The 11723-nt window shown below is 64.9% G+C and carries 12 protein-coding genes; 7 read left to right on the plus strand and 5 right to left on the minus strand.

The features are described from left to right. Nucleotides 1-126: 126 nt before the first annotated feature. A complete protein-coding gene (locus CJ177_RS09215; RefSeq protein ID WP_095867614.1) occupies nucleotides 127-561 on the minus strand; it encodes a Zn-ribbon domain-containing OB-fold protein in 435 nt (144 codons plus the stop codon). Between the two features lie 15 nt (nucleotides 562-576). Then, a complete protein-coding gene (locus tag CJ177_RS09220) occupies nucleotides 577-1740 on the minus strand; it encodes a thiolase family protein (RefSeq protein ID WP_095867615.1) in 1164 nt (387 codons plus the stop codon). Nucleotides 1741-1811: 71 nt separating this feature from the next. Here CJ177_RS09220 and CJ177_RS09225 point away from each other — a divergent pair, with 71 nt between their 5' ends. Next, a complete protein-coding gene (locus tag CJ177_RS09225) occupies nucleotides 1812-2003 on the plus strand; it encodes a ferredoxin (protein ID WP_061042541.1) in 192 nt (63 codons plus the stop codon). Next, the gene (locus CJ177_RS09230) at nucleotides 2000-3223 is read left to right on the plus strand and encodes an NAD(P)/FAD-dependent oxidoreductase (RefSeq protein ID WP_061042540.1); all 1224 of its coding nucleotides are present in this window, start codon (nucleotides 2000-2002) and stop codon (nucleotides 3221-3223) included. The genes CJ177_RS09225 and CJ177_RS09230 overlap by 4 nt, the downstream gene beginning before the upstream one ends. Before the next feature lie 275 nt (nucleotides 3224-3498). Here CJ177_RS09230 and CJ177_RS09235 read toward each other — a convergent pair whose 3' ends face one another. Further along, nucleotides 3499-4536 (minus strand): LLM class F420-dependent oxidoreductase, encoded by a 1038-nt coding sequence (locus tag CJ177_RS09235; RefSeq protein ID WP_061042539.1) that lies wholly within the window; start codon nucleotides 4534-4536, stop codon nucleotides 3499-3501. 44 nt (nucleotides 4537-4580) lie between these two features. Then, nucleotides 4581-5366 carry an enoyl-CoA hydratase/isomerase family protein gene (locus CJ177_RS09240; protein WP_061042538.1) on the minus strand — a complete coding sequence of 262 codons (786 nt, stop codon included), beginning with the start codon at nucleotides 5364-5366 and terminating at the stop codon, nucleotides 4581-4583. 254 nt (nucleotides 5367-5620) lie between these two features. Between CJ177_RS09240 and CJ177_RS09245 the strand changes: the two genes are divergently transcribed. The 3 genes from CJ177_RS09245 (at nucleotide 5621) to CJ177_RS09255 (ending at nucleotide 8120) form a co-directional block, all read left to right on the plus strand. Then, nucleotides 5621-6379 (plus strand): SDR family NAD(P)-dependent oxidoreductase, encoded by a 759-nt coding sequence (locus CJ177_RS09245; protein WP_061042612.1) that lies wholly within the window; start codon nucleotides 5621-5623, stop codon nucleotides 6377-6379. 210 nt (nucleotides 6380-6589) lie between these two features. Continuing rightward, entirely contained in the window at nucleotides 6590-7336 is a 747-nt protein-coding gene (locus tag CJ177_RS09250; protein ID WP_061700091.1) for a metallophosphoesterase, read from the plus strand. 226 nt (nucleotides 7337-7562) lie between these two features. Next, complete coding sequence (locus tag CJ177_RS09255; RefSeq protein ID WP_061042535.1) at nucleotides 7563-8120, plus strand: TetR/AcrR family transcriptional regulator; 558 nt, start codon at nucleotides 7563-7565, stop codon at nucleotides 8118-8120. A 313-nt stretch (nucleotides 8121-8433) separates the two neighbouring features. Here the strand turns inward: CJ177_RS09255 and CJ177_RS09260 are convergent, their stop codons facing one another. Beyond that, nucleotides 8434-9063 (minus strand): TetR/AcrR family transcriptional regulator, encoded by a 630-nt coding sequence (locus CJ177_RS09260; RefSeq protein WP_061042534.1) that lies wholly within the window; start codon nucleotides 9061-9063, stop codon nucleotides 8434-8436. Between the two features lie 544 nt (nucleotides 9064-9607). Between CJ177_RS09260 and CJ177_RS09265 the strand changes: the two genes are divergently transcribed. Next, nucleotides 9608-10222 (plus strand): hypothetical protein, encoded by a 615-nt coding sequence (locus CJ177_RS09265; RefSeq protein WP_061042533.1) that lies wholly within the window; start codon nucleotides 9608-9610, stop codon nucleotides 10220-10222. Beyond that, complete coding sequence (locus CJ177_RS09270; protein WP_082764546.1) at nucleotides 10219-11703, plus strand: pyruvate, phosphate dikinase; 1485 nt, start codon at nucleotides 10219-10221, stop codon at nucleotides 11701-11703. The genes CJ177_RS09265 and CJ177_RS09270 overlap by 4 nt, the downstream gene beginning before the upstream one ends. Nucleotides 11704-11723 lie beyond the last annotated feature (20 nt).

Consider the following 11723-nt stretch of genomic DNA (forward strand, 5'->3'; position numbering starts at 1 on the left):
CGCGTGGTCGGGTTCGGGTCGCGCCCCGCACCACCGTTGCCCCGGAAATCAGCGGGGCTACGAGGGTCGCCGCCGCTCGGATGCCGGAGCAGGAGTGGTCCGGCAAGGGGGTAATGCGCATCTGGGCTACTCGTCGGCCAGGGCTTCCACCCGGAAGACCGGGTATGAGTCACCGACCTCGGGATGAACGAACGCGACGTGCAGGGGGAGCCCGGCGCGTAACTCGCCCAGGTTGTATCCGACGATACGTGCGTTGATCCACGGCCCCTCTTTCAACTCCACCAGCCCGATGGGGAAGGGGACTTGCTCGGCGAAGGCTGGATGCGGCGGATGGTGCACCACGGCCCACGACACCAGAGTCGCCGCTCCCGTCGCAGTGTCCCAGCTCAGATCGGAGCTGCCACAGGCAGTACAGGTCCGAGCCTCGGGGCTGAACGCGTGGTGACAGTGGGTGCAGCGTCGAATCGCAAGTTGATCGGCGGCCGCGGCATCGAAGAACTCGCCGCTGCGGGCGTCACGCAGGACGGCCGGACCGGATACTTCAGCGAGATCGTTTGTCATGACTGGACCTTTCGATCAGTGGGGACTGAGAATCAGCGTCGAGTGGTGATCGAGGATGCCGCCGTTGCCGCTGACCAAGATCACGTCGTGGTTGTCGACCTGACGGCCGCCGCCCTGACCACGGGCCTGAATGACCGCCTCGGTGAGCGGAGTCATTCCCCACAAGTAGTACGACGAAAGCTGTCCGCCGCCGGTGTTGACGGGCAGCTCACCGCCGGGCCCGGTGCGCCCGTTCGCGACGAACTTGCCACCCTCACCCTTGGCGCAGAAGCCGTAGTCTTCGAGTGTCACGAGAACGGTGAACGTGTAGCAGTCGTACAGCTCGAGTAGATCGACGTCGTCGACCGTCACCCCCGCCATGCGTAGTGCAGTGGGTCCGGAGATCGCCGCACCGGTGCGCAGCCCGAAATCCGAACCGCGTTCGGCGACCTGCCCTGGATGGCCCTGTCCCCACCCGAGCACGTGTACCGGTGGTTGCGCCAGGTCTTTCGCTCGCTCCGCGGTGGTGACGATCACCGCCGCACCGCCATTGGAGACAAGGCAGCAGTCCAGCAGTCGCAGCGGTTCTGCGATCCAGCGTGAACTCTGATGGTCCTCGAGGGTGATCGGGGTGCGCATCTGGGCGAGCGGGTTGTGCACCGCCCACGCACGCTGCGCGACCGCGATTTCGCCGAGCTGTTCGGTGGTGGTGCCGTAGGTCTCCATGTGGCGGCGGGTGGCGAACGCGTACTTGGCGTTGGCGTTCGTGATGCCACTGGCGACGAGATAGCTGGGCAGGCCGACGATCGGCTTGGCGCTGCGGCCGGTGTAGGCGGCGCCGGCGGACACTTTCGGCTTCAACGGCGCATCGGCGAACACACACGCCACGGCCTCGGCCATGCCGCTGGTGACCGCCGCTGCCGCGTAGGACACCATCGAGCCGGCCGAGGCACCGTACGCATTCATCTCCGTCAGGAGCCGGAGGTCGCGGAGGCCGAGGACGTTCTGCAGGGTGATCGACACATCGCGTTTGAGTCCGCTGTTGATCAACAGTCCGTCGATGTCGGACAGGTGCAGACCGGCATCAGTGGCGGCCCGGCGAACCGCATCGGCCGCGAAATCTGTTGCGCTGCGACCGAAAACCTTTCCCACCTCGGTAATGCCGAGCCCGGCGATCGCGGCCCCGCGAGAATCCGCCATCGGACGCCTCCTGTGATCTCGAATCCCAAATTGGGTTCCAACATACCATATCCTCTGTTATGGTGATTTGCATGAAGATCGAGTTGGATCGAACGAAATGCACGGGATTGGGGATCTGCGAGTCCATCGCCCCCGATGTCTTCGAGGTCAACGACGACGGTGACCTGGTCCTGCTGACCGAGGAGATCACCGACGACCAGTTGGCGGAGGTCGAGCAGGCCGTCGAGGGCTGCCCCACGGCCGCGCTGCGGCTGATCCGATGACCACGCGTCTGGTCGTCGTCGGGGCGTCGCTTGCAGGCCTGCGGGCGGCCGAAGCGGCACGGAAGACTGGATTCACCGGATCGATCACCCTGATCGGCGCCGAGGATCACCTTCCCTACGATCGGCCGCCTCTGTCGAAGGCATTCCTCGACGCCGACACCGACCGGCAGTCCGAGCTCGCCTACCGCGACCTCGCCGGGCTGCAGGAGCTGGATGTCGAACTGGTCCTCGGCGCGCCCGCAACGGGTCTCGACACCGAACAGCGCACCGTCGCCGTCGACGGCACCTGCGTCGACTACGACGCCCTCGTGCTCGCGACCGGTGCCCGCGCCCGCACGCTCCCCGGCACCGAGGCACTGGCGGGCGTGCATACCCTCCGCACGCTCGACGACGCCAGGGCGGTCCGGTCCGCACTTGACGCTGGTGCGCGCACCGTGGTGATCGGCGCCGGTTTCATCGGATCGGAAGTTGCATCTGGGGCCCGCAAGCGCGGACTCGACGTGACCGTGGTCGAGGCGCTGCCGACGCCGCTGGTCCGAGCAATCGGTGACCAGATGGGTGTGGCGTGTTCGGCACTGCACACGGCGAACGGCACCGACCTGCGATGTGGCGTTGCCGTCGAGGCCATCGAGGGGGAGACCGCCGTCGAACGGGTGCGGCTCTCCGACGGCACGGTCCTGCCCGCCGACCTGGTCGTGGTCGGTGTCGGAGCGGCCCCGGCGACCGACTGGCTCGACGGTTCCGGATTGCCGCTCGACAACGGCATCGTCTGCGACAGCACCTTGTGGACCGGTGTACCCGGCGTCTACGCGGCGGGCGACGTATGCCGTTGGCGCAACCCGCTGTTCGACCGCACCATGCGCCTCGAACACTGGACAAGCGCCGCCGAACAAGGGGCACTGGCCGCCCGAAACGCTCTCGATCCGGACGCGGCCACCCCGTACTCGACCGTCCCGTATTTCTGGTCGGACTGGTACGACACGCGGATCCAGTTCGTCGGTGTCCCGGATGCCGACGAGATCGAGGTCATCGGCGACGTCGGCAGCGGCCGATTCGTTGCTCTCTATCGCGGTGGTGACCGCCTGGTCGGTGCACTCGCCCTCAATCGCCAGGCCGACATCATGAAGTACCGCGGCCTGATCATGAAGGCAACGACGTGGACCGCCGGCCTCGACTTCGCGCGCGCGAGAGAAGCCAAGCGGGCGCTGCCCGTTCCGTGAACAGCACTGCGGCCGTGGCCTACCTCCGGCGACACCGCCTAACAGAAGTGCCGACACCCACCCCGTCGTGAAGGTTGGTAGACGGCGCGGAGAGCGCCGGACGGCCCAGGTCGCACGGGCTGTGCAGCCCTGGTTGAGTCCCGGAGAACTGATCGGGGACGTCCCGTGCTCGTTGCACGCGAGCAGGTTTTTCGTGTGACCATAGATCGGTGGGCCGTGCCGGTCCCGCACCCAGTGGTGGGGGACCGGGACGGCCCGGACGCGGTCTACTCCGGTTACGCGCGAATCGCTTCCACGATGCGTGCACGGGTATCCGGGCGTGGCCATCCCGCCAGCACGATCGTCGTCAGGCAGGTCGACTTCCATCGTGTGACGATGTCCTCGCAGATCTTGTCGGCCGGCCCGACGAGTGCGACATCCTCCACCATTGCTGTCGGTACCGCCTGCGCGGCGAGGTCCGAACGACCCTCCAGATACAACCGCTGGATCTCGGCACATGCCTCGCCCCAGCCCATGCGGGTGAAGACGTCGTTGTGAAAGTTGGCGCCCTTGGCACCCATGCCCCCGGCATACAGGGCGACCACCGGCTTCAGTTTCGCCGCCGCCTTCTCGACGTCGTCGTTCTCCACCAACCAGCACGTGTTGGCGATCTCGAAGTCGTCCGCCGTCCGGCGGGCGCCGGCGCGGGCGAACCCCTCCGCAAGGGCAGCCCGGTAGAACTCGTCGCTCTTGGGGGAGAACCACAGCGGCGTCCAGCCGTCGGCGATCTCCGCCGCCAGCGCCACGTTCTTCGGCCCCTCGGCCCCGAGATAGATCGGAATGTCCGCACGAAGCGGGTGCACGATCGACTTCAGCGGCTTCCCGAGCCCACTGCCGCCGTCGAAGGGCAGCTGATAGTGCCGCCCGGCGAACGTGACGGGCTTCTCCCGGGCCCACACCGCGCGCATGATCTCGACGTACTCGCGAGTCCGCTCGAGCGGCCGCGGATACGGCTGCCCGTACCAGCCCTCGACGACCTGCGGCCCCGAGGCCCCGATGCCGACGATCATCCGACCACCACTGAGGTGGTCGATAGTTTGCGCCGCCATCGCCAACGCCGTCGGCGTCCGCGCCGACATCTGGCAAATCGACGTGCCGAGCTGCAACCGTGTCGTTTGGGAACCCCACCAGGCCAACGGGGTCAGCGCGTCCGACCCGTACGTTTCGGCGGTCCACAGACTGTCCACCCCGAGCGCTTCGGCCTCGGCGACGCGTTCGGCGATGCCCTGCGGCGGTGACCCACTCCAATAGCCCGCAGAAATTCCAACCTTCATGACGATGTTCCTCTCCTGCCGATTCGTCGAACGTGCTGTGGCCGTCAGTGATTGCGATACTCGGGCGCCCGCTTCTCGAGAAACGCGGACACCGCCTCACGGTGATCGGTGGTCAGGACGCTCAGGATCTGTGTCCGATTCTCGAGATCGATTGCCGCTCGGATCCCCGGCGTCTCGAGGTTGTCCCACATGACCTGTTTGGTCATCCAGACCCCGAACGGGCTGTTAGCACCGATCTTGGAGGCCAGGTCCAGCGCGGCGGACAGCAAGTCCTCGGCGGGCAGTACCTGCGAGACGAGTCCGATCCTGTGCGCTTCGTCGGCGGCGATCGTTCGACCGGACAGCAGAATCTCCGCCGATCGAGAGAACCCGATGGCGCGGGGCAGGATCCAGCTCAATCCGACGTCGCAGTTACTGAGGCCGCGCTTGATGAAGGACGGGTGCAATGTTGCCGATTCGCTCATCAACCGGATGTCGCAGAGCAGTGACAGTGCCATCCCGCCCCCCGCTGCGGGACCGTTGATCGCGCAGATCACTGGCTGCCGGGCGCGGCGCAGAGCATCCGCCAGGTTGGCGATGTGCTCGGTTGCGCGCATCGCCTCCTGCGGACGTCCCTCAGGTCCGGTGGAGGTCGGCACCGTGCCGTAACCGCGCAGGTCCAGCCCCGCACAGAACGTGGTGCCGGCGCCGGTGAGAACGATGGTCCGCACGTCGGCGTCGTCGCGGACTCGGCGTAGGACCGCGTGGAGTGCCTCGATCAGGGAGGCATTCATGGCATTGAGTGCGTCCGGACGGTCGAGCCGGACGAGCAGTACTCCGGGGCGGGCCATCTCCGTGTAGACGAGGTCGTTGCTTGCAGCAGTATCACTGGGCTCTGCGGTGACGAGAGGGTTGGAAGACACAGGACATCCTTGTCTGGGGCCGGAGAAGCAGAGTGGGCCGGCGGTCTCCGGATGTCGTGCCAGCCGGCCATCCCCAGGAACGTAACATACAATGTGTTATTGTCAGCGGATTCTGAGCCCTTTTCTTCGAGTGGGGTGATCCCACGCGGAGCGGCGAACCAAACGCGAAAGTTGGTGTGGCAGTGAATCCATTGGATGCGTTCCGGCTGGACGGCAAGGTTGTCGTGGTGACGGGAGCAAGTTCGGGGCTGGGGGTCGGTTTCGCACGCGCCCTGTCGGCAGTCGGCGCCACCGTCGTGCTTGCTGCTCGTCGGACAGACAAACTGAGCGATGTCGAAAACCAGTTGCGCGAGGCAGGAGGGGTGACGCTGTCCCACCGGACCGACGTCAGTTCCCCGGATGATTGCAAGGCTTTGGTGAGCCGCACGGTCGACGAGTTCGGCAGGATCGACGTCCTGGTCAACAACGCCGGCATCGCGGACGTGGTCCCCGCCTCCAAGGAGACCGAAGAGGGCTTCCGCAAGGTCATCGATGTCAATCTCAATGGATCGTTCTGGATGGCGCAGGCAGCCGTCGGCGTCATGCCCGAGGGGTCGTCGATTGTGAACGTGGCGAGTGTTCTCGGTTTGGTCGCCCCCCGCCTGCCGCAGGCGGCTTACGCTGCGAGCAAGGCGGGTGTCCTCGGGTTGACACGCGACTTGGCGCAGCAATGGTCGTTGCGTCGCGGCGTTCGCGTCAATGCACTCCTGCCGGGGTTCTTCCGTAGTGAGATGACCGAGAATGCAGCCGGTTTGGAAAAGATGTTGGCCGACCACAGCATGCTCGGGCGGTCTGGCACCCAAGCCGAGATCGACTCGGCTCTGCTCTTCCTCGCCAGCCCGGCCTCGAGCTACGTCACCGGTTCGGCCCTCGTTGTCGATGGGGGACTCACTGCCTTGTGACCCCTCGGAGTCCGCCGAGTAGTCCGCCGCGCGGGGGCCGATATCGGCGATACGCATCGCTACACCCGCGCTGCGGGCCGAGCGAGCGATGCGTTGCCGACGTCAGGATCGCCCTCCATGCGAGGTTGCTTCGGTGGCCGGCCGCGCAGGGCTTCGACCCACTCATCGCGGAACCTCATTCGATCGGTATATAACAGCGAAGGTGTCGCCATGTCCTCATCCAACGTCCCCGACCACCGCATACTGCACATCAGTGACACGCGCCTGCTGACCGGCGGCTCTGGCGAGAATATCGACTGCAGTGATGCCGTGGCACGACTGCTCGACGAGGTCGAAGAGATCGACGATCGTCCAGAAGCGTTGGCGCTTACGGGAACCCTGCCGGTCGGGTATCACCACCTTGCGCCATTTCGATCTGCGGTCGAGCGTGCGTCCGAGCGTGCGGATATTCAGGTGATCTGGGGGATGGGCGATCACGGCGATGGCGCTACATCCGACGAGTTCGATGACGAGGTCCATGATGTCAACGGGCTACGCCTCATCGCCGTCAACAGCAACGTCTCGGGTCGACTGCATGGTGAGATCGACGAATCGCAGCTGTCCTGGCTGAGTGCCGTTCTGGCTGTGCCGGCACCGCACGGGAGCATTCTCGTCCTGCACCACCCTCCCGTGCCGACCCCTGATCCGCTGATGGAAATGAGCGCATTGGCGAACCAAGACGCGCTCGAATCGGCCGTGGCGGACGGCGATCTCCGGACTATCCTGGCCGGCCATCTGCACTACTCGACCCTGTGTACTTTCGCGGGCGCGTCGGTTTCGGTCGCGGCCGCATCGTGCTACACCCAGGACGTGGGCATCGATTGGGGCAGCACCGGTCAGGCGCACCTTGTGCACACCACCGGAGATCGGATCGTGAACACTGCGGTCCGGCTGGGAAAGCGCCCCCGACCGAGATAGCAGGACTTGCTCCGGCCGCCTCGACCATCGCCGATCGAGGGTTCGCGGGTCGATGCTGCCGGTGCACCCCGGGCGTATCGGGAACCACCGGGCACGCCAAAGTACCACAACACACATTATGGTATGTTGGGATCGTGACTGGATGGTTCGCTGTCTCGTCACGATAAGACGTGCAACGACACCGGGCAAGTCGGTTCGGGGATGAGCGAGGGGGGCAAGGCGGCTGATGCCCACCATTGTGAGCAAGGAACAGTACTTCGAGACGGCATTGGACGTCCTCGCCGAGGTCGGGTTCAAAGGGCTCAACATCCGTCGGATGTGCACGACCCTGGGTGTCACCACCGGATCGTTCTATCACTACTTCGGGAGCTGGCAAGGTTTCGTCGACGCACTGCTCGAGTACTGGGAGCACCGCCAGGAGCGCATTCTGCGGGATCTATCATTCGGCAGTGGCGGTCCAGAAGACGACCTCGCTGCGTTGCGCACGTTGACCTTGGGGCTCCCGCACGCGGCGGAGGCCGCGATCAGGGCGTGGGGAATGAACGATGCCACCGTGCGTGAAACGCAACGCCGCGTGGACTCGGCGCGCCGCAAGACGGTCAGATCGGTCATCGCCCAAGTTGTCGACAGCGACGAGGCGGCCGATGTGATCGTCTCGCTGGGAATGGCGCTGCTGGTCGGCTTCCAAAACCTCACCGCCGAGGGGCAGCACACCGAACTCGTACCTCTGTACGACGAGTATCTTCGCTTGATTTCCATGCATGCCGTATCGAAGAGTCGGTAAAGCGGTTTCCAAGTTTTTGTGCCACAGCACTATTCACTGACAACTGCCGCTATCGGTGGACTCACTCTTCATCTCCTGTCACCCGCTGGCCAGGGGGTCTGTGGTCTCGTTGTTCGGTGATTAGTTTCCCGCTGATTGTCGGCCCGGAGTTCGCTGAGCGATGCACGGCAATGACCCGCGTCGCCACCCCGCTGCTCGACCGGGATTCCGTGTAGTCGACACGTAACGGCCTGAGGGCTCCCACTTCGCGAGTGCAGCAGGGCTTCGACCCTCGCCGTGCCGGTGCGCACGCACCCGGAGTGGTCTCCGACGATCAGATGAACGATTCCGATTGGCCGGTGGTCCACGCCGCAAGCTGGATTTCGAGACCTTCGACGTAAGCTTTCAGTGCCAGGCGGAAGCGATCCTGTGCCGAAACGGCACGGGCGGCCTCGACCGCCGATCGCAGTTCCGTCAACGATTCCGGAACGTCGGTGAACAAGTTGTTGTTGCCGTACTGGAGCGCACCGACCGTCAACGCTTCGAGGTGCTCGCGGATGACGATGACGTACTCCAGAGGAAAACCGGCCTTCAGCAGAATGCTCACCGTTTGGTTCTCGTACTCGAGGCCGAACGTTCTCGGCGTCTGTGCGACCAGCAGTGGCACGACCTGCGGGTGAGCGTTGAGGGTGTCGAGAAACCGCGGAGCGTATTCGAGGATGTAGGTCTTCCAGTCGATCTCTGTATCCGATTCGACGACGAAACTGTCGAGGACCAAGCGCAGGACGTCGGCGAGGATGTCGGCCTTGTACCTGTAGTGATAGTAGACAGACGAATTGTGAACACCGAGTTCGGCGGCGAGACGCGTGAGGCTCAGCTGTTTCAGCCCGTCTCGGTCAATCAACATCAGTGCCGTCTCGATCACCCGTGTACGGGAGATCAGCGGTTTCTTCGGCCGTGCCACGGTTTCACCTCATTTCAGTAGGGCTCCACGCCCTGTGCACATCGTTCCAGTAAGTGCGCGCGCAGAGCGAATCGGCTTCGGCCGGCGGGGGCCGCGCAAAGCCGTCGACCGCGGCTATTCGTGCAGGTCAAGGCGATGGTTTTCGGGCGTGACCTCTGAGGTCTTCCTTTATCAGCAGCCTGCTGATAAATTGGTCACAGTAGCCACTGACGCGGCCCCTGACTCGTGCCCCATTGGCCCAACGTGATGCGTGCGAAACGTGACACGCGAGTGACCTGTTTGTGCGCTAAATCCGCACGCTTCCAATCGAATTCGCGAAAGAATCGGTACCTTATTGCTCCATACCATTGACTCTGTTATGTTCACGGATGAGATCTACGACACATTGAATTCAGGAGAATGGCATGGCGGTAGCGAAGCCAGACGAATCCCCTCTCGGCACCCGCAGACCGGCGTTGCACCGCAGCACTGACGAACTTGCCCATCCTCGGGTTCACGGTCCAGCCACTGGCTCGACCGGACACGCATCACAGGTGGTTGATCAATGAACGACAAGCTTCAAATTCTGCAGCTCGTTCGCCTGCGCGGACGCACGACTGCCGCGGACGTGGCGGCCAGCACCGGCCTGTCGACCGACTTTGTGGACAGCGTGGTGCGCGAGCTCTGCGATGCGGGATTGGTCCAGGACCTGCGCGGACGACTCAAGCTCACCGGTGACGGACGAGTGGAACTGACCGCACTGATCGCCGCTGAGCGCGAGGGCGTCGATCAGGCGCGGATGTCCGCCGCCTATCACGACTTCAGTTCCGTCAACGCGACGTTCAAGCAGTTGGTGACCGACTGGCAGCTTGTGGACGAGGACAAACCCAACGACCACACCGACGCGGCGTACGACGCCGCGGTGATCAGCCGACTCGAAGGCGTCCATACCGATTTCCGGCCACTGCTCGAACGACTCACCGAGCTTGCCCCGCGCCTGAAGATGTATCCCGCACGCTTCGATGCGGCGCTGACGAAGATCCGCGACGGTGACCACTCCTGGCTGGCACGACCACTGATCGACAGCTACCACACCGCATGGTTCGAACTGCACGAAGATCTGATCGGACTGGCCGGGCTCACCCGCGCCGAGGAAGCCGCCGCTGGGAGGGCACAATGAGCGCCCACGTTCTGATGTTGGACGGCACCACCGGACTGGACCGGGACTTGCTCGGCGGCAAGGCATGGAGCATCGAGCGCATGCGGTCGCTGGGAATCCCGGTGCCGCCCGCGTTCGTCCTCGGCACCGACGTGTGCCGGCAGTACTACCGCGCCGAGCGCCAGCTGACCTCCGACGTGTGGGATGAGTTGCCGGCAGCGATGGCCGCCATCGCCTCGGTCACTGGTCGACACTTCGGCGACGAAACGCATCCGTTGCTGGTATCGGTGCGGTCCGGGGCAGCGATCAGCATGCCCGGGATGATGGACACGATCCTCAACCTCGGGATCAACGACCAGGTCGAGAAGGCGCTCGCCGAGGAGACCGGAGACAGCCGGTACGCCGCCGACACCCGCCGCCGCTTCGTCGAGCAGTTCGAGAAGGTGGTGGGTACGTACCCACCCGACGACCCGTGGGAGCAGCTGCGGATGGCGATCGTCGCCGTCCTCGAATCCTGGCATTCCCGTCGTGCCATCGCGTATCGACGTGACCGCGGCATTTCCGACGACGGCGGCACCGCCGTCACCGTCCAGGCAATGGTCTTCGGCAACCTCGACGACCGCTCCGGAACCGGGGTGCTGTTCACCCGCGACCCGTTGAGTGGAGCATCCACCCCCTACGGCGAGTGGCTCCTGCACGGACAGGGCGAGGACGTCGTCTCGGGACGGTCGAACGCCCGAGCCCTCGACGAACTCGCCGACGAAATGCCCACGGCCTACGCCGAACTCATGGCCGCAGCCCGACAGCTCGAACAGGCCGGACGGGATGTCCAGGACATCGAATTCACCATCGAGAGCGGCAAATTGTGGCTCCTGCAAACCCGGTCCGCCAAACGATCGGCCGAGGCCACCGTGCGTCACGCGGTGCAACTCCAACGTGAAGGACTGATCACCGTCGACGAAGCCCTCGACCGGGTGAACGCCGACCTGGTCGAGTCGGTGATGACACCACACATCGACCCCACGGAGCTCCGCACGGCCGAGGAAGTCGCCCGCGGCAAGCAGGCATGCCAGGGTGTCGCGGTCGGAGTCGTGATCACCGACGTCGACGAGGCCGAGGAACGAGCGAGCAACGGCGAGCAGGTCATCCTCGTCCGACCCACCACCGATCCGGACGACGTCGCGGCCATGTCCCTGGTCAGCGGAGTCGTCACCGAACTCGGCGGCGCCACCTCACACGCCGCCGTAGTGTGCCGCGAACTGAATGTGCCGTGCGTCGTCGGCTGCGGCGACGGAGCAGTCGAGCTGGCCGGTCAGACCGTCACCGTCGACGCCACCCACGGGATCGTCTACCGCGGTGCCCTCCCACTCGTCGAACCCGCCGTCCAGGACGACTCCGACCTCGAACAACTGCTGGGCTGGGCGCAAGCGACCACCGGCACGACCGAGCACACCCTCCCCGAGTTGCTCCGACTCCGAGCACGAGCGGTAGCTACCGGATAAGCGCGCCACCTTTTGAAAGG

Origin of the sequence: Rhodococcus sp. ACPA1, from assembly GCF_002300195.1 — a bacterium.
GTDB classification, from domain to species: domain Bacteria; phylum Actinomycetota; class Actinomycetes; order Mycobacteriales; family Mycobacteriaceae; genus Rhodococcus_F; species Rhodococcus_F opacus.